The following is a 22,458-nucleotide window of genomic DNA, read 5'->3' on the forward strand; positions in this document are numbered from 1 at the left end:
ACGCAGGAGCCATAGACATACCACGGAGGCACAGAGGACACGGAGGAATTAGGGTTTAATACCAAATTAATACACAATTTTTTAATTATTAAAACACAAGGTCTAATATTCTGGGCATATCATTCATTTATTGAATTACTCAACAGGTGAAATATCATGAAAAGTAACAAGAAAAAGTTAATTTCAACTGCTATTGTATCAGGTTTTATATTAGCAGCAATAACTGTACCAAGTAATGCCTTTGCCATTAACTTGGGAGGACAACTTGACAACTTCTTCAATCAAACATTTGGATATATAAACGGCTATTTCAACGAAGTAGCGAATCAACTAAAGGAAGAAGTAGATAAAAGTTGGGGAAATCTCCAAAAAGATGCTCAAGCAGCAATTGAAGAATCTAAGGGAAATATGGGGATACCAGATCCTACAGCAGCTAGTCAAAAGTTAGCTGATAAATTGCAAGAAAAAGGAGGGATAGCAGCAGAAAGTAGCACTGTTATTGGTGCGGTGGAAGCTGGGAAACAACTAGAAAGAGATAGTACCCGCGCTACAGTAGCTAGTGTTTTAGGGAAAGAAGGACAGCAGCGAACTCAATCTGAAATTGATGCTACCAACAAAACTGTTGGAGAAGCACAGCAGTTAGCTGAAGATGCTCAAAATATGGATGCTTCACAAGATGTCCTCAAAGCGATCGCTGCTCAAAATGCTCAAATTGTCTCCATGTTAGGACAGGTACGTACTGATGGTTTACAAGCACGACATGATGCCCAACAAACTAACCTCATGCTCAATCAAATTGCTGAAAGTCAATCAGAACAAAATCGAGCTAGAAGAGTTTTAACTAGTGGTATGACCAGTCAATATTTAGAGTTAACTGGTTGGAGTAGATTAGACCCTGCTTATGTCAATAAGTAGGTTGAAAATGAAAAAGTTTTCTAGCTAATAGAGAACAGTTCTAGAGTGACAGGACTGACGCAAAAATCCTCCAAAACTCTTATTCCTCTGTGTACTCTGCGTCCTCTGCGGTTTGATATTCCGTGATTCGTGCGTAAGTCCTAAGTGATTAACTCTCAATACGGTGTGGTTAACCAAAAATCCCAATTTTTGAAATCCTGAAAGATTGATTATTACATTCCTTTGTTGAGAACAATGTCAATCATTAGCCTTATCCAAACCGTATTGAATTAACTCTTTTTTCCCTTCTATTCTACCAGGAATAACATTATGCTTGGTCAAACAATACTAGCAGCAAATAACTTCGGTGCAGGAGATTTAATCGAAAATGCGTCTGCTGGTGCCAGTTTGGTAGCAGAAGGTTTTAATGATCTATGGCAACAAACTCTTACAGGTGGATTATATGCTTCGCTGTGTAAAGTTGGAGTATTATTTGCAGTTGCTACCCTCGCATTATTCATGGTGCAATGGGGTAAGCAAATGATTAATGACGAAGAACAAAGAGCATTTAGTGAATTAATCTGGCCTTTAATTGTCACTGTTCTTCTTGCTAATAATGGTTCTCTACTAGCAAATAGCACTTTGGCACTGAGGGAATATATTAACAGTGTCAATAACTATATATTAGAGTACACCGCAGCCGATGCTGATTTGAGAGCCGCTTACCAACAAGCACTAGGACAAGCAGCATTAGAAACAGCCGTAGGTAATGCTATTCAAGAATGTCGTTCTTCTCAACTATCAAATGAAGAAGAAATACAGTGTCTCAAACAAGCAAAAGCCGATTTAGAAGCTAAATTTCCTGACACTTTTAAAGATGCAGAAGGTGGTAGCTATTTGGGAGCAGCAGGTAGTTGGGTAACTCAAGGTTTGGACAAAATCAACCAAGCAGCTTCGGAAGCTGAAGGTGATGGTTTAGTGGGAACTATTACTAGCAAATTGTCTGCGGCTTCTAGTGCGGCAATTGGTGCAGTTGTTACCACTTTTATTACCAGTTTATTATTAGCACTAAATAATGCTTACCAATGGGGGTTGGAACTAGCATTACTTCTAACTGCATTGATAGCTCCTTTGGCAGTTGGAGGTTCTTTAATGCCAATTGGTAATAAAGCAATTTTTGCTTGGTTAACAGGGTTTTTTACTGTTGGTCTTGCTAAACTTTCTTTCAACATTATTTTAGGTTTAGCTGGACAGTTAGTTGCTACAGCCAAAGCTAGTCAACCGATGATTTTTTTGGCATTTATTGGTTTAGTTGCTCCATTTTTAGCCACAGGAATTGCTGCTGGAGGTGGTCTAGCAGTGCTAACTCAGCTTAATAATGGCGCTCAATGGTTAGCTAGTGGTGCTATCTCAGCAGGTAATATTGCTCTTTCTGCCAGTGTGTCCCGAATAACAACCATGATTCGCAAATAAAAAGTTGATCAATAAGAACTTTATCAATTTTGAGAAATTATGCTAAATCACACTAAATCCAAAGTTCCTAAAAGGGAAGCATTACAGTTTCTAAGTTCTGGACAATCGGTATCTAATCCCATTGCTATTGTTGCTATCGTCTCGCTAATTTTTAGTTCTTTATCATTCTTATTACAAATGCTCAATTATGGTGCAACTTCAACTTTAGCTCGTAAAGAACCACCATCTTTAGTCCAAATTGCTGATGGTAATACAATTAATGTAAAAGCACTCGAACCTGATGACCGTTCAGCAGAAGTGATTAAAAAATTTGTGGTTGATACGTTGGTAAAAATGTTCAATTGGGATGGATTAATCAAATCAACTAAAAATGGGGAAATTATTACTCAACAAGATAATGGCACTGCTATAAAAGTTACAAAAGGGACTGCAAGAGTTACGACAAAAGCTTGGGAAGCTGCTTTTGCATTAAGTGAAGAACAAGACTTTCGAGCCAGTTTTCTCAAAAGATTAGCAGAACTCACACCACCAAGTGTCTTTCAAGGTGGTTTACAAAGTTCTCTAGTACCAAGATATGTTAGCGAACCACGCAAGATAGGTAAAGGAAAATGGCAAGTAAATGTGATTGCTACTCTGGTGACTTTTAGTAAAGAGGATAATGCTGGTAACGGAATAGCTTTTAATAAAACTGTGACAGTTCAAGTAATACAAAGTCCTCAAAAACCTCCAGAAACTACAGAGATTGCTCAGAAGATTTATTCGGTTCGCAGGTCAGGTTTAGAAATTATTGAAATCACAGATTTGAATTTAGGAAAGAATTGAGATAAGGAAAGCTGGATAAAAAGCTTTATTTGAACTAAACCGCGTCTATTTTGAAACCCATAGTTTTTTTAATCGGGTTTTATTCTCAAATTCTATACTCTTCCCTGTTCCCTTTTAAGAAATTACAGTTTTCAAGTTGGACTAGGTTTATATTAAGGAGTGAAAAATTCAAAATTAATCTCACACAACAGATATTTACTTTATTGCTAGTGATTGATTGGAAATAAAAATCTTAATGACGAAATATCATTTCATAAGATTTTTATAGAAGTTATGTTTATTATCGAAAAAGTATCATCAAAAATTAGGCATTAATCAATCTGAATATTTGAGTGTTATTGAATTAATAAGATGCTTTTGACATGATACATAAAAATTGAGAATTTTGGTTATTTACTGTAAATACAATAAGGAGATTTATGCAAACGAATTTAGAAAACAGAACTGAATCTAATAAGATAGATGATTTACTCAATTTCGCAGAAGATAACTCTGAAAATAATCTTGCTGGTACTGAGAATCAAAATATTATTACTGAATCAGATGTAGAATTAGCAGATGAATTGGAATTAGTAGAAACACAACATTCACTTGTCAATTCTCCCTGGTCACGCACAATAGTAGTTGGGGGAGGATTTGGAGTAGGATTTATGCTAATTTTTATGCTCCTCAATCCCATGATGAATGGGAAGGTAACGAAGAAAGAACAAACACCAGAAGTTGCTGCTACCTCTCCTCCTGAAAAAGAAGTTACCAAAAACGATGGTGATATTTATGCCAAATTAGCATTACAGAAACAAGCTGAAGAACTGGAAGCATTCAAAGAACAAAATAGAATTAGACAGGAATCACTAGTTGAAAAACAGGATAAGCAGACAGTTGAAAACCTACCCAGAACTAAAACTATTCCTAATAAATCTGTTAACAGGGAAACATCGTCAACCGTCGCTAGGGAACAACAACCTAGAAGACCGATGAGAAGAGAAAAACCTGTCCAAGAAGCGCCAATAACACGCTCTTCACCCCCAGTACAAACTGTTGCAACTTCAACGATTCTACCCAAACAACAAACCACTTTTAAAACTTCTACAGAACCGGCTGATCCTTTAGCAGAATTAGCAAGATTACGTTCTCTTGGTTCTGGTGGTCAAATTGATTATGCAGCAGCAATTACAAATGACAACCAGGAGGTAGCAAGCACTCAAACTCAAAATGTTGTCACATCTGATTATGTTCCTAGACGTAGGTCGAGTTATAACCGCGATTCTCAACTAGAAACCGAACTAGAAACAGTTACTACGGATCACTCAGAATCAGATTATGACAGCAATTTTGATAATAACAAAAAGGTGATTGAACAACTAAAAGCAAAGTGGACTCCAGTAATTAGTGCGAAAAGTTTAGATAAAAGTGATAAGGTAACTAATTTCAGTGACAGCAAGAATTATTCTCCAGAAGAAGCAGCTATTATTGAGGGCAGAGAAGAGCAGTATTTAAGAGTAGGAGAATACACTACTGGGATATTAGAAACACCTGTCGTTTGGTCGGCAAATGTTAATTCTAATAATTCTCACCTTCAAACTAAGTTTGTTGTGAAACTCACTCAACCTTTACTGAGCAATATTGGGGAAGAAGCGATTCCTGCTAATACACTTTTGAGTGCAGAAATTCAAGAAGTTGATTCATCTGGCAGAGTTACTGCTGTTGTTACTGCCATTCTTAAAGATGGGACTGAATATACATTACGACCAGGAACAATTGTCATACAAGGTCAAGGGGGAGAACCTTTAATTGCTAATCAATATCGGGACAAAGGTAAAGAGATTTTAAGCTTGGATGCAGGACTAGGTTTGATGTCAGGACTGGCCAAGGTGGGGGAGGTGGTTAACCAACCTGACATTCAAAGTAGCATTTCTCAATCCAATGGTGGGTTTAGCAGCATCCAAACCAGTCGCAATGGAAATCGCTCATTACTGGGTGCATTTGCTCAAGGAGCGTTTGGTACAGTTTCCAAGCAGGTAGAGGAACGCAATCAAAAAGCGATCGCAGAAATTATCAAACGACCCAATATTTGGTTCATCCCCCCAAATACCAAAATCAATGTTCAAGTAAATCGCTCTTTGCGACTTTAAACTACCGATTACACATTGGGTGAAGGTGTCTCCTGGAGGATGAAAATGGACAAGTTTTTCTGGTTATTTCTAGCTGTTACAACGTCTTGCTTGGTCAATATTCCATCTCAGGCACTACCGACACCAAGAACACAATCAACTAATACCAAAAGTTCTGTACGTATTATTCCCAGAAGCAAGGCCACCGGCACTCAAGCCCAACTGCAAACTGTAGAGGTATGGCCGGGACATGGTGTATCCATCTCATTTTATGAGACTGGTGAGGTTATTCAACGAGTGTGGTTAGATGATCCTTCCCGCATCCTCATGGATGTAGATGGTTGCTTGCAAGGCTTGTCCGACAGGTCGAATTGTAAGGATTCAGGTGCCGGTTTAATTCACCTCAGACAAATTAACTCGGTTAGTATTCCTGGAATGCCTACAGCTAAAAACGGCGCACACTTGACGGTAATTACGCAATCTTTAGCAGGAACGCGCCAAGTTTACAACTTTCGGGTGCTAACAAGCAAAGGTACTCCACGCTACAGTACCATCTCTATCACTGCTGATGTCACTCGCAAAGAAGCACCACCCACAGATTCTATTATTGTCGCCACTATTACTAAGGGATTACAGGTAGCAGCAGAGAAACGGTGGATAACTCCTAGTAATCCTTTATGGCAGAAACTACAACAACTAATTCAAGAGTTACAGTCAGGTAAAAATCTGACCACTGCTGCTCAAAGTGTTAAAGTTTCTCCTCAGCTAATTGAACGTTTATTGCAATTAGGATCTGAATCAACTGCTCCTAATCAAGTTCCTAATCAAAAAATTAAACCTACAATTCAGAGAAATCAAGATTTTTCAGACGATTCTTCTAGTAATTAATTAGGATGTAAATATGCTGCTAAATCGTCATCATCAAAATAATCAACAACCTGTTGAAAGTACAAAAACTAATCAATTAAATTTCACTTACCATATCAAATATTGGATGTTTTTGGGTTTATGTACAAGTTTATTATTACATGGCTTAATATCCTTTCGCCATCATAATTTACTTGGTTATATTTTGGGAATTCAGCCAGTAACGGCATCTCCTACACCAACAGTGAACACTATCCCTAGTAAATATATAAATAATGCACCAGTTCCTGATTGGCAGAGTATTACATTTAAATCTTTTGTTTTCTCTAGTCCTGGTAGTGTTGAACTTCCCAATGTTGAATTTCCTGGATATAAATCAATCAGAAGTTGGCAAGCAGGACAAAGTTTAGATGAAGTGATGGAATTGGGAGATTTTGAAAATGTATTTAATTTAGAAAATTTCAGTTTACAAACAATTGGTCAACTAAGTGGTATTTCTCTGGTCAATACTAAGTTATCGGATTTTGATACTATTAAATGGCAAACCGTTCCTGAATTAACTAAAGCTATCCCTAATTTAGTTAATGAATATGTAGAAAATGTACCATCTATTCGAGATTTGATTAAAAAGATATTGGGTGTTGCAAATATTAATGGACAAACAATAGGAGAAATTATCAATGATTTTCCACAGATAAAAGATATAGAATTAGGAGAAATTGATTTATCAGATTATAATCTGATTTCCATTCCTGGAATAGAAAAAACTGCTTTAAAACAATTTAGTAATTGGCAGAATACTAGCATATCAAAAATACCTGGACTAAATCAGGTAACATTCGCTAATTTTCCCAATGCACCTGTACCCCAAGGAAGTATTGTTGGTAAATTAGATTTGCCATTAAAGGAAGTAGAATCAAACCGACAACGTTCGATTAGTGGTAGTGACCAAGTTGGATTTAATGTTCCATGTACAAACAAATGCGCTCACATAGAATTATCAGGTGCAGGTGGAATCACAGGTACTCAATGGATGAGTGGTAAGTTTCAACAAGTAAAGGGTGGTTTTGGGATATTAGGCAATCTTAATGGTGGAAAAGAACCGACAGGAAGGCATCCTTTTGGCAAGGGTTTTAAACAAGCTGTGTGGGATATTAATGAAGGTGATGGAACTGCATCAACAGCTATTTTCTTCCGCATTTGTCGGCGAGGAGGTTGGTTTGATTTAGGTTGTTCACCTTATTTCATTGGACCGTTTTCTTTTTTCATATATCAAGAAAAATCACCTATATTTCTTGGTACTCCTTTAACAATTCCCTAGATAATTTAATGTTTTTTGAAGTTGCGTTTTAGTGGAGATAGAATGTTATGTGTAATGAGAGTTTATCTATCGTGCTGATATCACAATTCTATCTAATTTGTGTTTTTAGAGGATGCGTGACACGGCATAAATAGATTTTTTATTTCACGCAGAGGCGCAGAGAACACAGAGAAAATATGGAAACAAAAGATAATTTTCCATAATCCTCTTACCTGCCTAAACAAGCTGTCAAAAATCAAATCTTATTCCTTACAATACCAGAGGAAACGCATCTTATCAATAAGGATAATTTAATCTCAATAATGACCAAAATATTCGCGTTAATGCCTACTTATTGACAATACTCTAGTCCATCACTATGACTCTAAAAAAATCAATCGAACGATAAATTGGTATTTCTTCGTTTGTACATTAAAACGGTATTTTGTCAATAAAATTTAGATGCGTTTCCCCTGCTTACAATACTTATCTACAACAACTTTCAAATTTTCAAACAACACTCTTGCGCTCTTCTCTGCGCCTCCGCGTGAAATAAAGAAAATGTAGTTATCTACTTGAAATGGCTGTAATACAAAATATCCCAATCTTAAGTCTATATCAATCATTTTGAAATCTATCTAATCACAATGAGTACAAATAACTTTATTTCCGAACTTCAAAATCCCCAAGCACCAATTGGTAAATACACTCATTACCTTTTTTCTGCTAATGGGTTAATGCTGACAGGATTATTGCTAGGATTTCTATTGCTACAAATGTTATCTGGTAATAAAAAAGGCAGGTTAGCTACCAGTTATTTTGGCGGCAGCAAGGAGACAGCTAAAGCGAAAAAGAAAGCTATCAAACAAATCGCTAATCCTCAATGTGATAGTGCCACTCTCTATGTTGGTAGACACAAATTTACAGGTCGAAAAACTCAAGATAAAGAACCGGGAAGTCCCATACCGTTATACATACCAGATGTACAAAGAGGAACGGCAGTAATTGGCGCTCCTGGTAGTGGTAAGTCTTTTTCTGCTATTAACCCGATGATTTATAGTGCCATTGACCAAGGTTTTCCAATTGTTTTATATGACTTTAAATACCCAACGCAAGCTAAAGTTGCCAGTTATGCGAAAAAGATGGGTTATCAAGTCCATATCTTCGCTCCTGGTTTCCCTGAAAGTGAGGTGTGTAATCCCCTTGATTTTCTCCGAGATTCTACGGACGCGGAAACGGCAAGGCAGTTAGCAACTGTAATCAACAAAAACTTCAAAATGATGGCTGCTAGTAATGAAGATGCTTTTTTTGGACCTGCGGGTGATCAGTTGACCGAAGCTATCTTAATGCTGACTAAACAAACTCAGTATGCAGATATTATGACAGCGGCGGCTATTCTCAGCAGCGATCGCATGGTAGAACGGTTAATGGCTGCTAACCTCAATCCCTGGATTAAGATTGCGTTTGGTCAGTTATTCAGTTCGGCTGGTTCTGAGAAAACTATTGCAGGTATCGCCGGTACTGCCAGTTTGATGTTTACCCGGTTTATGAAAAAGAATACTTTGGGGTGTTTTGTTGGTAAGACGACTCTACCTCTGGAAATCAAGGGTAAGCAGATGATTATTTTTGGGTTGGATAGGGAACGACGGGATGCTGTGGGTCCATTATTATGCAGTATTTTACACATGACGGTTGCTAGAGCGATCGCCAAAAAAAGGCAAGATCCATTAGTTGTTGTCCTCGATGAAGTGCCTTCTTTATACCTACCAGACCTGTTTAGATGGCTGAATGAATCTCGTAGTGAGGGTTTTTGCGGCATTCTGGGATGGCAGAACATGGGACAGTTAGAGAAATACTACGGTAAGGAAGTTGCCAAAACCATGCTGGGTGCTTGCGGTACGAAGTTCATTTTTAATCCAGGTGAGGAAGAATCAGCGCGGTTGTTCAGTGCTTACTTGGGAGATGAAGAAATTAAGTATAAGCAAAAATCAAAAAGCACTGGGGGAGGTAAAAGCAGTACCTCAATCTCGGAACAGGATAAAACAAGGAAGTTATTTGAACCAGCACAGTTTTTGAAGTTGCCACCGGGGAAGTGTATATTTATTAACCCGGCTTACTGTAATCAAAATGAAGCTTCTGTTCCTTTATTAAAAACCATTAAAATCCCCAAAGTTTTAATTAATATTGACCAAGAAAATGACTCTAGGTGGACAAGTTTGATTGCTCAATTGACTGAGAAAAGCACTCAACAACGTCCTACTCAAGAAGATTTAGATAAACGGGTAGCGGAGGTAAATAAATTATTTCCTATTCCTCAGCAACCTGTACAAGCTGGTGCTGTACCACTACCTATTGATGCTTATAAAGGATTTTTCTAATTGCCAATGTTAAACAGGGTTAGCGCATCTCAAACCCTATTGACAAGGGGATTTATTTGATATGTGAGAGGATGTTCAAGTGAAACAACTCAAGGTAAGTTAATATATAACCCATCTAGCCGCTGTATCTAAGTAATGTCAACAGGATTTAAGAAGAAGTGCAAAACCAGAAAATCTGTTACACCCGGTGTAGACAGTAAAGAGATTACCAGCAACTTTCTACAACACTTTACAGGAATAAAAGACCCTAGAGCGGAAAGGACTCGATTGCATTTACTCACCGATATTATCACTATTTCCTTGTTGGCAGTTATAGCAGGGGCTGAAGGGTGGGAAGATATTGAGGAATATGGACTAAGTAAAAAAGAGTGGTTAGAGACATTTTTAGAACTACCAGAAGGAATACCCAGTCCAGATACATTTAGAAGAGTATTTGAGAGAATAAACCCCAAAGAATTTGAGCAATGTTTTCGCAATTGGGTGCAATCATTAGTAGAGAAATTGGGTGTAGAAGTAGTTGCTATAGATGGCAAAACTCATCGAGGCTCATATGACCGAGAATCGAAACTAAAAGCCTTGCATACAGTGAGTGCATGGGCTTGTGAAAACAGGTTGATTCTAGGGCAAACAAAGGTCAGTTGTAAATCAAATGAAATCACGGCAATTCCAGCACTATTAGAGACTCTGAACTTGTCTGGTTGTATTATCACCATTGATGCAATGGGTACGCAAAAATCCATTGCCGAACAAATAATAGCCGGAAATGCTGATTATATTTTAAGCCTCAAAGATAATCATCCGACGCTACATCAACAAGTGAAAAATTGGTTTGAAATGGCACAATCCTTAAACTTTAAAGATGTTGATGTCAGTATTAGTCAACGTGTAGAAAAAGGACATCACCGTATCGAGAATCGTACAGTTTATACTGTTCCAGTGTCACAACTACCAGCACTTCATGAACAAAACCAATGGGCAGGATTAACAACAGTAGTTATGGTAGTTCGGAAGATTCAGCATTGGAATAAAACTACTCATGAGGTGCAATTTTATATCACTAGTCTTGATAGTGATGCTAACAAAATTGGTAGTGCAATCCGACAACATTGGGGCATTGAAAACTCTGTTCATTGGACATTAGATGTCACTTTCCATGAAGATGAATCTCGAATCCGTTCTATGCACAGTCCACAAAACTTTGCTTTATTACGTCGCATTGCCCTCAATGCCTTAGACCGAGACTTCATATTTAATGATACTAATGGTTTCCCTTGTTCACCTCTGGTTTGCACTAAATGTACAAACTCAGTTTTTGGTTTACCTTGATCATCTTGATAACGTACTCGCACTGTTCCTCGAAAGAAGACTTGACGCGCTGGTGTGGTGAAAAAGCGTAGTCCTGATTTATTTAACTGATCTTCTTTGATGGGAGTTTGCACCGACACAGTTACAGTTTGCTGTTTTTGAGTTGTATTGTATAAAGGCAACCTAAGACTATACTGAATTCCATAATTGCCATGAGCGCGATAAGCCGTATCAGGATAGCGGACTAACATAGATGCGCTTTGAATTTGACCGGTACCAAAAGTTCCACCATGTAGTGTGCTTAAAGGGTAAGAAAAAGCTTGACCGGGTTGAGGAATTGTCAAATAATTAACTTTAGGATTATCGACTAAGAGCGATCGCCATTGAGAACCACTTGCTACACCTGCTACCCTTCCATAAATCCTTGGTTTACCAGTTTCTTCAAGGGGAGTTGGGACTTTATCTCTAGGTGTAGATAATTCACCGTTATCTAATAAATTTTGCCACTCTGCTAAATTGGGCGCACGTTCACTACCATCAACATTCGTGCGAGCAAACATAGCTAAACTAGCTGCGTAAACAAATGTTAAAGTAATTTAGATATTAAGAAACAGTTAGCCAAGATTGATTTTTCTCTAGAGGAATAGAAATGATACAGGATAGTGAACGAAAAATTGTTTCAGAGTTTCGCTCCCAACTGGAAGCGATAATTCCCATTTTGGATTTACGGCTATTTGGTTCAAGAGCGCGGGGTGATTCTACAGAAGAATCAGATTTAAATGTGTTTATTAAAGTCGCTGAATTAGATAGATATTATCGAGAAAAAATTAGTAATTTAGCGTGGGAAGTAGGTTTTAAATATGATCTAGTTATTTCCACCTTTGTAGTCACAGAAGCACAGGTAGAAAGGGGAGCTATAGGGGCTAGTCCCTTACTGTCTAAGGTGTTACAAGAAGGTATTTCTATATGCTGAATCAGCAACTAGAGTTATTCAATGAATTCTATTAATCCTTAAATCCTAATCAAAAATGAATATATTAATATGTTTGATGAAAGAGTAACGCAATTAGCAACGGCTTATCAAAAAACTGTTGACCATATAATTGATGAGCTTCAAATTACTGCCTCAGTATTAGCAGAATTAGTTCAGGCTTTAATAGATAAAGTCAGAGAAAAATTGCAGAAAGAACTAGAAAACCTATCTGAAGTTGAAGTACAAGTTGGTAGTGAGAAATATCGGCTTGTTCCAGATGAGGAATTTCCTGGCGCTTGGAAATGGGAATCTGCCGAAATGTCTGATGTCCAAGCGCAGAATATCGCCAAGCAGTTAATGTTAACAGCAGCAGATAATTCTCAGGACATCACAGATATTGTTCTAGCTAATAATATTTCTTCTTTAGCTATCATTGCCACTATTAAATCAGGTGATAAATTAACTGTTTACCAGCAAAATATTGAAGGTAAATGTCGTCATAACTGGGTGACGGAAAATTTAGACACTGAGGAAATTATTGCTGTAGTCTATGAACCCATAATTCGTTATTTACCTCCTAGTCAAAATACCACAGATAATACAAGAGAGATAAAGGAAGATTTAACAAAAATTGTTGATGAACTGCTAGGTCAACTTTTTAGAAATCAAGATATTGAGAGTGAAGTTGTTGATAATTCTACAGAATCTGAATCTCAAACAGCAGCAGTAAATTCTGGAGAAAACATTGAATTAGAAAATGAATTTACACCTATTTTAGATTTACCATTTGAAGAGGAAACTTTCGTCTTTTGGGATGAAGATACTCCATTACCAGAACCACCAGTAGATGATTCACCAGAATGGGATAATGCCAGGGATATACCTATGGCTGAAACGAGATATTCAAAAGAAGAAAATCAGTATAATTTTACTGATAACCAAGTTTCGATAAATGAAATAAAAACTGAAGAAACAGTCACAGAGACAATACCTGAAGTTGATGCTTTTAGGGAAGAAAAGTCAGCTAAATTTGTTGGAACAACAGAGGAAGAAACTGAAACACAAAAAAGAAAAGTTGCTTTTACACCAAACTACAATGGTGTGGTTTCATCTCCAACAGTAACTTCTCAAAATCAGCAGTGGATACGGGAAGTGGAAGTTCCTATTAAGAAGGATGTTGCAGCCAGTTGGCAAAAGGTTCTAGGTTTAAACTGGTTGAAAATGCGGCATAATCTCAAAGTTGAAAATGCCAAAATTGCTCAAACAGCAGTTGAAATTCTCAAGGCTTATGGAGAGACATTAGCAGATGGTTCTAGACTTTATAGAAGTGATGCTTTTGTAATTAAAAAAGAAGGTGAAAAGTATAGTATCCATCATCGGCGTGATGAATTGTCTAACTTTTCTCATTCTCTGATGGAATTTACTGTCAATTCTAGTCATGATATAAAAATTAAAGTTCCTCCTACACAAATGTTAGCAGTACAAAGACAGGAGTTTTTGATGGTAGCTGAGAAGATTTCGGGTGAGAAGAAATTACCACAGTTACAAAATGCGGATATCAGAGATATTGCTAACCAACTAGGTTCTTTAGCACCTGCCGGCACTTTTGCAACGTTGGAAAGTTTTAGAAAGACTGAGGTTTTGGGGTTACTCAATTCTGCTTTACAACAAGCTAAGACTGATAATTTAACTATAGGGGAATACAATATTTCTAGATCCAGGGATGTAGAAGCTGGGGTGGCACAATTGCAGCTACATAAAACTAATCATCAGGGTGAACAAGAAAAAATGGTATCTTTTACTCTCCATAAAACAGCAGAAGGTATGATTAAGCAGGTAGATTATCTTAATATTAGTGATTGGGATTTAACCCAGTTGAAGTTTATATCCCGCAATGCTCATTTGTTTGATTTGGAGAAGTATGGTTTAGTTGATAAAGCAAGGGACGGTAGCAAGGAGGTTAAGAATATAGCTGATATACCAGTTCCTTTACATCCTGCTCTTAAAAAGGTCTGGCAGCAAATGGAAAGGGATAATTTTAATATTAATTCTTCTATCATTAATGCAGAAGAGGTTAAAGCAGATATTCGAGATAAATTTAGAAAGTCTCAGGAGATGCTTTCTGTAGGTGAACAGAGGGAATTGTACTTTCAACTTTTGGTTTTACAGAATTTTAAAGGTGATGATTTGCAAAATCAAATGCTACCTTTGAAAGAGATAACTAATGATTTGGAAGGGTGGCGTAAGGAAATCATTGTAAATAAATATACTCCCCAAACAAGTATTTTGAGACAAAATATAGATGCCACTATAAAATTTAATACATCTTCCAGAGGGGTATCTAAATTATCACTCTAAACAGCACTAAATTAAAAACAAAGCTTTTATGCCTTTATTATATTTCCCGAACTAAGGTTTTTATTTTTACAAATTGCTGTACAATTTCCCCTTGGTTGAAATTGAAGTTCCCTTGTGGGAATTATGTAAATCAGGTACTCGAAATATTGGATCTAGTCGTTAAACTTCCAGATGCCGAATTTTTGAATCACAAAAGTGGATGGTTGCTTTACCATACTCCCTGGAGTCCAACATAGTCCAGAAAATGCTACACTTTCTCCTGCTTGATTAGCTACTTTCCATTCTCTTCCCACCAATGGCTCAATTTCTCCTTGAATTAATAACTTTTCTTTAGTTTTTGTATGAGCTAAAAGTCGGCTATTTTCTAAGGCTTGAATTACAATAGAGCTATTTTCAGAAGAGATATTTTCAGATGTCCAAGTATAGGCATTAAATAATTTTTCAGATTCTGTTAGTTTTTTTATTTCTTTTACTGCGACATTACCCCAACCATAACCACGCTCACCTCCCATCTGTAAACGATAACAAGCCTCTTTCCATTTAACTGCACACTCTTCTTTTTCAATTTTCTCAAACACATATCCCACTAGATAAACCTGTTTTCCCTCATCCAAAGTACGAGGTGAAATAAACTCAACTTCATGTAATAATCCTTCCTCTGCTGCTTGTTGAGGATATACTAAAGCAGTGCTGGCATAACTACTTAAAAAACAGCGCCGAAACAGACTTTCATTTTCATTTTCACTTCCCCAAGGCCATTTAACTTTAACTTTATAGTCTCCATTTGATTCAATAGCAGGATAAAAGTAAGTGAAAGCTAAATTATCATCAACTTTTTTGCCGTAGCATTCATACTGTTTTGTATCAGTTGCAGGTTCATCAGTTCCATCACGGGTTAATCGCATTGTCAATGCACCCCAAAATACACGCCCAGTCACATAAGAACGGGTACGTTGTACATTCCCCACTTTGCCACAACCAATATGTAAAGGAGATTTGAGTTTAAAAACTACTTGATAGGCTCTCCAAGTCAAAGGTTTTCCTCCTGTTGATTATTATTTGTTGCTGTTTCTTATTGACGAGCTTTTGCACCATAACGAGCATAAATCAACATTTGCTCTAATATTTCTTTTGTAAGTAATAATCGTTCTAAATTTTGAGTTACATTATCAGTAATATGTTTGAGTACAACACTGGAAGTAAGATCATCGGTTCCATTTTTTTGAGGTTTATTCCACTCAAAACCTAGTTCTTGTAATAGATTTAGCATTTCTTGAACTACAGCTTGACCATTAGCTTTTTCCTTAGCTAGTAAATAAAGAAAACAAGCATATACGCCATCTTCTTGTAAAACACCTAATGCTTTTGTGACTGTATTTTCTATATCACTAGCTTTTTGATTTTTGGTATTAGTAATAATTGATTGTGCGTGTTGTGCCGCGAGGCGATCAAGATTAGCCATCATGCTTGACCTCCTTTAGTAGTTTCTATAGATGATCCAGAAGATGTTTTTTGATTACTCTGCGACGGGTTAAATAGTTCTTCAATTTCAACAGTCTTAGGATCGCCAATCATTGCCATTCTTCCAAAACCCCGCGTTCCCATACCACCAACTCCCAGCCATTCAATCATTTTCAAACTAGATTTAACTACGCATAATGGACATTGCCAAGCACCTCCGGGTAAAGGATTTTTTGTTCCATCTTCCTTAAGCTTACCTGTTTCCTTAATTTCACCTAATGACCATCCTTTTTCACCACTGCGGTAATCATCTAAAACAACATCTGCGGTCAGAAAAGTAGCACGAGGAATGGCTTCATAAGTAAACAATGCTCCTTCATCGGCTGCACCAGTTTCAGGATTAATTGCTACCGATGTTCGTACTTCTAAATTACTGTTTACTACTTGGCTAAAAAGAGCATCCTTAACAATAACAATTCTGTTGATAGCTTTGTAGCGTGGTTCATCTTTCCATTGAGAAGGTGCTTCTATTTCTGCTTTTGTCTCAGCAACATTAAGCATTAACCAGCCTAAATTTAATCGTTTATCAGGTTTATCCCAAGTCAAAACAATAGTTTCAACATTATCCCAATCATCAGGCAAGTTTTCAAACCCAGCATCCTTTAATCGCTCTCTCGTACTCACCCACACTGCTCCTACCATTGAATGTACAGGAAACAGCAATATATGGGCATCAAAAATATTTACAACACCTGAATAAATATCATTATTCTTGATATAACCGAAAGTGTAACAAACAGGATTATCTTGAATATTTCCTGGAACTTTATTATGATTTTGTCCTGCGGCTTCGGGAGTTTCATACAACTGTGCTGCATAGGAGCGTGCCGCGCCATGTAAACTTGTACCAGGGATTTTCGGGATTTTAGTCCCCGGTTCGCGCACAATGCTGTTATCTACTCGTCCCAAGCGATAGCCACCTGTACCGATATGCACGGGATCGAGAGTCATAAATAGGTAACGTTGCCGTTTGTAAGTTGCCATTGATGTTTTACCGCTCTTTTAAAATTTCCATATACAAATCTGCTATGTCTGCCAGTTCGCCACGCACTCCAGCATCAATGAGTTGCTGACGCTCAAGTATATCTTGCCATTGCTTATTTTTCGGCCATGCTGCATTGGCTAGTGTATCAGTGACAAACTGCTCAAATACTAAATCTTTCCATGATTTTTGTTGTATGTCTTCGCCGTACCAAATTTCGCGGGTGGCTTCGATGGTATGAATCACCTGATGACGCTGGGAAGTTTCGAGATTTTTCAGAATTTCCCAAAGTTTCTGGAAACGGTCTAGGTCTTCTAGGTAGAAGGGGCGCGTTTTGCGGGGGCGGCGGCCTTTTTCGTCATAGTGAATATCGAAGCGGCGGGCGGTGCTGTCGAGGTATTCAAAGTCAAAGGTGGAAGGGGTGAAATAAATTTGGTCGCCTTCTTTTAAATCCCCAGCATGAACTAACCAGCAGGGTTCAGTTGTACCGGCTCCCTGACTTTTGATTTTGCGCGATCGCCCATCTACTTCTTGATCATCTTTTGTTTTTACAAAAACGTAAGGATACCAATTATCATCTGTTGTTCCATCTCCCATTTTGTTAGGAACGTGCCAGGTGATTTTGCGATCGCCTTGAATTAACTCTGTATCGCTTCCAATTAAGTTTATTAGGCTGATAGTGATCGTTTCTTCAAATTGCTTCGTTCCATTTGCTAATTTCTGTTTTTCAGGAGGTAGTATTCCTTGAGTTTTTAATTGCACCTGCCATAATTGTTGACTACTAGATTTATAGCTCAACATTTGTCGTCCAGCGTCTAAAGCAGACCGGAGGGGACTACGGCGATCAAAGTAGACAACACCTAAATGTAAGGGTAAGTGGTTACGGACTTTGCCCATTTCTCGTTCATATTTTGTTTTTATCGCCTCAACTATATCAAGAGATTTTTCTGCTGGAACAAGAGCCATAAATGTACTAGGTTCAGAAAGAATAGGAATTATAGGACTGTATTCTTTTTCCTCAAATACAACATTATCAATATTTAACTTACCTGGTAATTTATTAGAGCTTCCATATCCAGTTGGTTCTTCTATAAAGAGTTGTTGATAACGTAACTGTTCAACAATAAATTCAGCAGCTAATTCAATCTTTGAGTATTGTTCAGATTTAGCACCTAATTTCTTAGCAGCATAGCAAAGATTATCTGTGGTAATGAGCTTACCATCATTATGTAAAACACTTAGTTTTGTCGTTCCTAGAACCAGGTCATAAGAACCTAAAGACTGTAATTTAATCTGCTCAATATTATTGAATTCAATGCTAAGACGACCTTGAATTTTTGGTAGTTTTGTGTCTGCTAGTGCTGTTTGCCAAAACTGCTGAGTGGTACGCCAAACGCGCTGGATACGAGCAAAAGATGGCTTTTTTTCTGGTTCTTTAACACTTGGACTACACACAACCAATAAAGTTTTGATCATATCGCCACTCAGCCAATCATTCAGATCAAATTGACCAACAGCTAAGGCTAAACGAGCATTATTATCAGCAACTTCATCAGTCCAGATAGTATCTCTAGTTTCTATATCTTCTTTAGTTAAGTCTTTTAGCCATATTTTTGCTCGGTTACTGCGTCTTTCTAGGCAAATACTGCAAACTTTTCTCAATTTTGCTTGTTCTTTTTTTTTCTTATCATTTCCTCCCCATCCCTGTGGACGAACACCACAAACTGTACAGATGTCAGAAATTTCTGATTGCCACCAGATATCTGAACAATCTTGAAAAGGAGTTATGTTAGGTAATTCCTGTTTTAATGCTTCATGTAGAACAATAGCTTTTTCATGTGATTTTGTAAGATAAACTTGAGGCTTTAGCTCTCCATTTATCTCAAACTCACTTTTCCACCCAGTATTTAAAATTTGATTTTCAATAAGATTTAACAATTGGTTGCCATCAATATCATTCTCTAATTCTGGCACTAAAAAAGCACTACCATTTTCATCTCGATATACTTCATTTCCTAATGGGTAAGTTTCCTCCAAAAGTCTACGGACACAATTTAGTACTAATTGTAATGATTTTTTTCTTCCTTGCAAATCACCAATAGTTAGTGATCTCTCTAAAAAACTGAGTCCATCAAATCTAACTGCTAAAATACGCCACTTGAGGTTACTTTCGGTAACTTTATTCTCTAAAATATATCGAGCGGCTATTGCTTTCCAGAAAGCTGCTGTAGCTGCTCCCCACTCTGAAAGTCTAACTTCATTTATAGGTCGCCTTGTGTCTCCGACTGCATAACTAAATGATTCTTCTATCTTTTGAAGAAAAATATCACGTTGACCAATACTTTTAACTGCCTGTAACAGTTCTGATGATTTTTCTTCAGGTTGAATTTCAAACCCAAATACAGATGCAATTAAGCCAGTTATATTTCCAAGTCCTTGTTCTGCTGGCTTATCTATATGGGCGACATCATGACAGTTGCCTAGCAATCTAATCCGCCAGTCTAGAGAATGCTTTGCGTTAGAAGGATCTTTACCTTCTTCTATTAGCTGTTTAATTGAAGGAATTTGAAGAGATAGCTTGAGCGGATCTGGTGTTTGTAATCCGTTTAAAACAGACGAAATATCACTAGGATTAAAAGTTGCTCCTAGCTTCTTCCAATAACCAATACACTTTTGCCAATCATGTAGAAATGCAGCCACTTCTCCTAAAAGCAAAGCGTCACGGTTATCCGCTAAATCTTGTAAATTATGAGTCATGGCTGATTTCTTTTCTTTGGTGTAGATGGTCTGCTATTTTCTTGGCGCGATCGCCTAACTCACTCAATTTATTAAAAGAAACTTCAGTCATAGCTGGTTTTGGCGTTAGTTTAGGTTCAGGTATTATTTCTAATATCGCAGTTTCAGCTATAGGCCGTTCATTATCCCACCACTTTTTAGCCTTATCATAAAGTTGTCCAGCTTTTTTCCCAGACTTTCCTTGTAAGTATTGTTCTTTAGACTTGAAAGTACCATCAGGATTTAGAAAATCTGGATCTATTTGTCCAGGTGCAACCAGATAGCGAGGTAGATCGGGTTCTGATAGTTTTACTTCTGGTTCTGGTGGCTTTAGCTCTGGTATATCAGCCCGAATTGCTAACTCTCCCTGACTGTCAAGTTGATCCTCCACAATTCCAAAACCACTACTGGTCTTTGCTCCAAAACCATAAACCGTGAGCATCGCTTTTACCCCTTCTGCCACAATTTCTAAATCTTTAGCAACTTGGCTCTCATCAATTGCACCAAAAGGTACGTACAAAATCATAAACTTACCTGTTGCCCTGATTGGAACTGACTCAATCAAAATGGGATTTTTGCCTGTACCTTTTTTGCGATCATGCGGATTAATTACTTCCAAGCCAATCTTATCAAAGAACGTTGGATAAAAATAAAGCCGACCTGAAAAGAACCCGGTTGAAGATAGATAACGTTTAATGTATCGCTGATACAAACGCGCCAAATCTCTACCACCAAGATTATCGAGATAACTATCAAATTTTTTGTCATCTATCTGAAATCCCTTTTCAGTGCCAAAAAGTCGCCCGATACTAACTCTTTTGGCTACAAATTCTTTCTTTTGCTGACGTTGTTTTCTTACCCCTTCATCTAAACCACACCACCACCCTGCCAATTGTTGAAGCATTGCATTATGTAAAGCCCCTTTCCAGCTTGTTGAAGCAACCATTGGGGTTTGAAATACCTTGTCTTTACGTACTGGATTATCAAGTAAATGGAAGGAGCGATCATCTTTACTCAAATAGGGTTTTTGTAGTTTGAAAGGTACACGCAGCATAAAACTGAGTGCTGGTAAATTTTCAAGTTCTGAAATATTGGGAATGAATCGAAAATCTTCTGGGATTTTTTTTGTAGTGAGATTCTTTTGCCAAGCATCACGAACAGGATTTTTGAGATCAGAGTTAAGAGCCTCATACCATAAGTAGGATAAGTGAGGTTCAATTCTAACAGCATCTGTAGCAGCTTTCTTTATTTCGTTTTCTGCTTGTTCACGCACACTTTTATTATTGTCTTTTCTGCCTTTTTTAAATTTTTCTGAGGCTAGTTCAAGTTTATTCAAAGAATCAATTAAATGCTCTTTTTCAAAAGCATAGTAATCATACTGCATTGCCATCCTCCTATAATTTTAATAAGCTTTGCAGAAAGGCTTTTTCATCAATCATTTTTCCAGTTTCAAAATCTCTACCTGAGTTTATTTCACGCCAAAGGGTTAGATTGTGGTTATTCTTCAAGTGTTCATGAATTTTCTCTACAACCGTTTCTCGATTCCAGATAGTATTGTAAATATCTGCTTGTTGAGGAATATAACCCCATACACGGATTACTATATTTCCATTTTCATCTTTATAAGGTCGAGATATTTTAACTTTAGCGGCTATAACATCACCTTTAACTGTACCCATAATAAAATGACGTATATTTTTATCTGATCTGAAAAGTTGTCGTAAATCATATTTCAAATCAAAGGTACTTCTTTCATCAAAATTTGAATCTTTAGAATGTATTTTTGCCAGAAAAATGTTTTGTAACGAAGGTAGTTTTCTATCAGATTCACTTCCGTTAGTGAGAATGAGCCAATCGTATAGAGGCTGAGTATCAATAATGCCAGCACACTCAATTTTAATTACACCAAACCCCATCTGAGAACGCGCTCCTAAAGCCGACCAATCAGCAATAAATTGAATTAGTCCAGCAATAATTTCAGGCTTGAATTTTGGATTGAAGCTTTGAATTTTAATAATAAAAGTGCCATTTTTAGGGGCATTTGGAGGGTTAGAATCTCGAAAATACCAAGTTGGTGTTTTTAGCTTACCTTGATCATTTGTATAAGTTCGATCTGCTGTAATAGTATGCTTAATTTGTGCATCAGAGATTTCAATCTCCTGTACCTCCAGACGAAACTGACGTTTCCAACCAGTTGCGCCAAACACTTCGCAGACCTTACAAAGTCCATTGTTAGGCTTTTTGGAATCGTATGAGCATTTTTGCTCAGTCGGATCACAGACCACACCCCCCATCCCGCGCACCAGAACCTCCATCCACCAGCGCAGACTACCAAGCAGTCCGGTTTCGTGAATGCGATCGCACTTTCCGGACTCAATACCGCCTGTCCAGATTGGAGTGAGAGTTTGAATTTTTACTTCCATTGCCACTATCTGATACCCTTCACCAAGCGTATCCAATTTTTGGAGTTTTGGCTATAAAAGCAACTGTATCTACTGAATTTTATAGTAAGTCTGCTAACGCAGACTTAGCTGAAGAAATCAACAACTAAATTAACTACTGTTGTTTATTTCACTCTTTGCACAAGCAGTAAATCATACACTAAAAGCACATTATTTAGGTTTAACAACTTTTGTTTCCTTTGCAACCCCAATCACAATTAAAACCCATGCTGAAAAAAACAACAAACCCAAAAACTA

General features: G+C 37.4%; 16 protein-coding genes and 1 pseudogene. 10 read left to right on the plus strand and 7 right to left on the minus strand.

Going from position 1 to position 22,458, the window contains the following annotated elements; all coding sequences use genetic code 11:
- Nucleotides 1–156 precede the first annotated feature (156 nt).
- The 8 genes from A9Y75_RS23760 (at nt 157) to A9Y75_RS23795 (ending at nt 11,171) form a co-directional block, all read left to right on the plus strand.
- Complete coding sequence (locus A9Y75_RS23760) at nt 157–915, plus strand: hypothetical protein (protein ID WP_071192018.1); 759 nt, start codon at nt 157–159, stop codon at nt 913–915.
- Nucleotides 916–1,224: 309 nt separating this feature from the next.
- Nucleotides 1,225–2,367 carry a hypothetical protein gene (locus A9Y75_RS23765; protein ID WP_071192020.1) on the plus strand — a complete coding sequence of 381 codons (1,143 nt, stop codon included), beginning with the start codon at nt 1,225–1,227 and terminating at the stop codon, nt 2,365–2,367.
- A 39-nt stretch (nt 2,368–2,406) separates the two neighbouring features.
- Nucleotides 2,407–3,189, plus strand: coding sequence for a hypothetical protein (locus tag A9Y75_RS23770; protein ID WP_071192022.1), 783 nt, complete (start codon nt 2,407–2,409; stop codon nt 3,187–3,189).
- 419 nt (nt 3,190–3,608) lie between these two features.
- Nucleotides 3,609–5,321: a TrbI/VirB10 family protein gene (locus tag A9Y75_RS23775; RefSeq protein WP_071192024.1), complete on the plus strand. Its 1,713-nt coding sequence runs from the start codon at nt 3,609–3,611 to the stop codon at nt 5,319–5,321.
- Nucleotides 5,322–5,366: 45 nt separating this feature from the next.
- Nucleotides 5,367–6,188, plus strand: a complete 822-nt coding sequence (locus tag A9Y75_RS23780; protein ID WP_071192026.1) for a hypothetical protein — start codon at nt 5,367–5,369, stop codon at nt 6,186–6,188.
- A 13-nt stretch (nt 6,189–6,201) separates the two neighbouring features.
- Nucleotides 6,202–7,488 carry a hypothetical protein gene (locus tag A9Y75_RS23785; protein WP_071192027.1) on the plus strand — a complete coding sequence of 429 codons (1,287 nt, stop codon included), beginning with the start codon at nt 6,202–6,204 and terminating at the stop codon, nt 7,486–7,488.
- 626 nt (nt 7,489–8,114) lie between these two features.
- Entirely contained in the window at nt 8,115–9,845 is a 1,731-nt protein-coding gene (locus A9Y75_RS23790; protein ID WP_071192029.1) for a type IV secretion system DNA-binding domain-containing protein, read from the plus strand.
- 135 nt (nt 9,846–9,980) lie between these two features.
- Nucleotides 9,981–11,171, plus strand: coding sequence for an ISAs1 family transposase (locus A9Y75_RS23795; RefSeq protein ID WP_083389728.1), 1,191 nt, complete (start codon nt 9,981–9,983; stop codon nt 11,169–11,171).
- On the opposite strand, the pseudogene A9Y75_RS26990 reads toward A9Y75_RS23795, so the two are convergent.
- Nucleotides 11,084–11,731: pseudogene (locus A9Y75_RS26990) on the minus strand (DUF3370 family protein); the annotation flags it as partial. The gene A9Y75_RS23795 and the pseudogene A9Y75_RS26990 sit on opposite strands and share 88 nt — an antisense overlap.
- 68 nt (nt 11,732–11,799) lie before the next feature.
- On the opposite strand from A9Y75_RS26990, the gene A9Y75_RS23800 reads away from it, so the two are divergent.
- Nucleotides 11,800–12,123 (plus strand): nucleotidyltransferase domain-containing protein, encoded by a 324-nt coding sequence (locus tag A9Y75_RS23800; RefSeq protein WP_071192031.1) that lies wholly within the window; start codon nt 11,800–11,802, stop codon nt 12,121–12,123.
- Between the two features lie 69 nt (nt 12,124–12,192).
- Nucleotides 12,193–14,481, plus strand: coding sequence for a hypothetical protein (locus tag A9Y75_RS23805; protein WP_071192033.1), 2,289 nt, complete (start codon nt 12,193–12,195; stop codon nt 14,479–14,481).
- 152 nt (nt 14,482–14,633) lie between these two features.
- Here the strand turns inward: A9Y75_RS23805 and A9Y75_RS23810 are convergent, their stop codons facing one another.
- Genes A9Y75_RS23810 through cmr1 form a run of 6 tightly spaced genes read right to left on the minus strand, consistent with a single transcriptional unit; the run spans nt 14,634 to nt 22,182 of the window.
- A complete protein-coding gene (locus tag A9Y75_RS23810) occupies nt 14,634–15,515 on the minus strand; it encodes an RAMP superfamily CRISPR-associated protein (protein ID WP_071192035.1) in 882 nt (293 codons plus the stop codon).
- Nucleotides 15,516–15,553: 38 nt separating this feature from the next.
- Nucleotides 15,554–15,943, minus strand: a complete 390-nt coding sequence (locus tag A9Y75_RS23815; protein ID WP_071192037.1) for a hypothetical protein — start codon at nt 15,941–15,943, stop codon at nt 15,554–15,556.
- Entirely contained in the window at nt 15,943–16,986 is a 1,044-nt protein-coding gene (cmr4, locus tag A9Y75_RS23820; RefSeq protein ID WP_071192039.1) for a type III-B CRISPR module RAMP protein Cmr4, read from the minus strand. Before cmr4 ends, A9Y75_RS23815 begins: the two co-directional genes overlap by 1 nt.
- Before the next feature lie 7 nt (nt 16,987–16,993).
- A complete protein-coding gene (locus A9Y75_RS23825; RefSeq protein WP_071192040.1) occupies nt 16,994–19,741 on the minus strand; it encodes a CRISPR-associated protein Csx11 in 2,748 nt (915 codons plus the stop codon).
- A complete protein-coding gene (locus A9Y75_RS23830; RefSeq protein WP_083389729.1) occupies nt 19,731–21,143 on the minus strand; it encodes an RAMP superfamily CRISPR-associated protein in 1,413 nt (470 codons plus the stop codon). Before A9Y75_RS23830 ends, A9Y75_RS23825 begins: the two co-directional genes overlap by 11 nt.
- Nucleotides 21,144–21,153: 10 nt before the next feature.
- Nucleotides 21,154–22,182 (minus strand): type III-B CRISPR module RAMP protein Cmr1, encoded by a 1,029-nt coding sequence (cmr1, locus tag A9Y75_RS23835; RefSeq protein ID WP_071192042.1) that lies wholly within the window; start codon nt 22,180–22,182, stop codon nt 21,154–21,156.
- Nucleotides 22,183–22,458: the final 276 nt, after the last annotated feature.

The organism is Trichormus sp. NMC-1, assembly GCF_001858025.1.
Lineage (GTDB): Bacteria > Cyanobacteriota > Cyanobacteriia > Cyanobacteriales > Nostocaceae > Anabaena.

What these genes read in the sequence shown, in the direction of transcription:
- A9Y75_RS23760 (WP_071192018.1), top strand. Translation starts at nt 157, where the DNA reads ATGAAAAGTAACAAGAAAAAGTTAATTTCAACTGCTATTGTATCAGGT.
- A9Y75_RS23765 (WP_071192020.1), top strand. Translation starts at nt 1,225, where the DNA reads ATGCTTGGTCAAACAATACTAGCAGCAAATAACTTCGGTGCAGGAGAT.
- A9Y75_RS23770 (WP_071192022.1), top strand. Translation starts at nt 2,407, where the DNA reads ATGCTAAATCACACTAAATCCAAAGTTCCTAAAAGGGAAGCATTACAG.
- A9Y75_RS23775 (WP_071192024.1), top strand. Translation starts at nt 3,609, where the DNA reads ATGCAAACGAATTTAGAAAACAGAACTGAATCTAATAAGATAGATGAT.
- A9Y75_RS23780 (WP_071192026.1), top strand. Translation starts at nt 5,367, where the DNA reads ATGGACAAGTTTTTCTGGTTATTTCTAGCTGTTACAACGTCTTGCTTG.
- A9Y75_RS23785 (WP_071192027.1), top strand. Translation starts at nt 6,202, where the DNA reads ATGCTGCTAAATCGTCATCATCAAAATAATCAACAACCTGTTGAAAGT.
- A9Y75_RS23790 (WP_071192029.1), top strand. Translation starts at nt 8,115, where the DNA reads ATGAGTACAAATAACTTTATTTCCGAACTTCAAAATCCCCAAGCACCA.
- A9Y75_RS23795 (WP_083389728.1), top strand. Translation starts at nt 9,981, where the DNA reads ATGTCAACAGGATTTAAGAAGAAGTGCAAAACCAGAAAATCTGTTACA.
- A9Y75_RS23800 (WP_071192031.1), top strand. Translation starts at nt 11,800, where the DNA reads ATGATACAGGATAGTGAACGAAAAATTGTTTCAGAGTTTCGCTCCCAA.
- A9Y75_RS23805 (WP_071192033.1), top strand. Translation starts at nt 12,193, where the DNA reads ATGTTTGATGAAAGAGTAACGCAATTAGCAACGGCTTATCAAAAAACT.
- A9Y75_RS23815 (WP_071192037.1), bottom strand. Translation starts at nt 15,943, where the DNA reads ATGGCTAATCTTGATCGCCTCGCGGCACAACACGCACAATCAATTATT.
- cmr4 (WP_071192039.1), bottom strand. Translation starts at nt 16,986, where the DNA reads ATGGCAACTTACAAACGGCAACGTTACCTATTTATGACTCTCGATCCC.
- A9Y75_RS23825 (WP_071192040.1), bottom strand. Translation starts at nt 19,741, where the DNA reads ATGACTCATAATTTACAAGATTTAGCGGATAACCGTGACGCTTTGCTT.
- A9Y75_RS23830 (WP_083389729.1), bottom strand. Translation starts at nt 21,143, where the DNA reads ATGCAGTATGATTACTATGCTTTTGAAAAAGAGCATTTAATTGATTCT.
- cmr1 (WP_071192042.1), bottom strand. Translation starts at nt 22,182, where the DNA reads ATGGAAGTAAAAATTCAAACTCTCACTCCAATCTGGACAGGCGGTATT.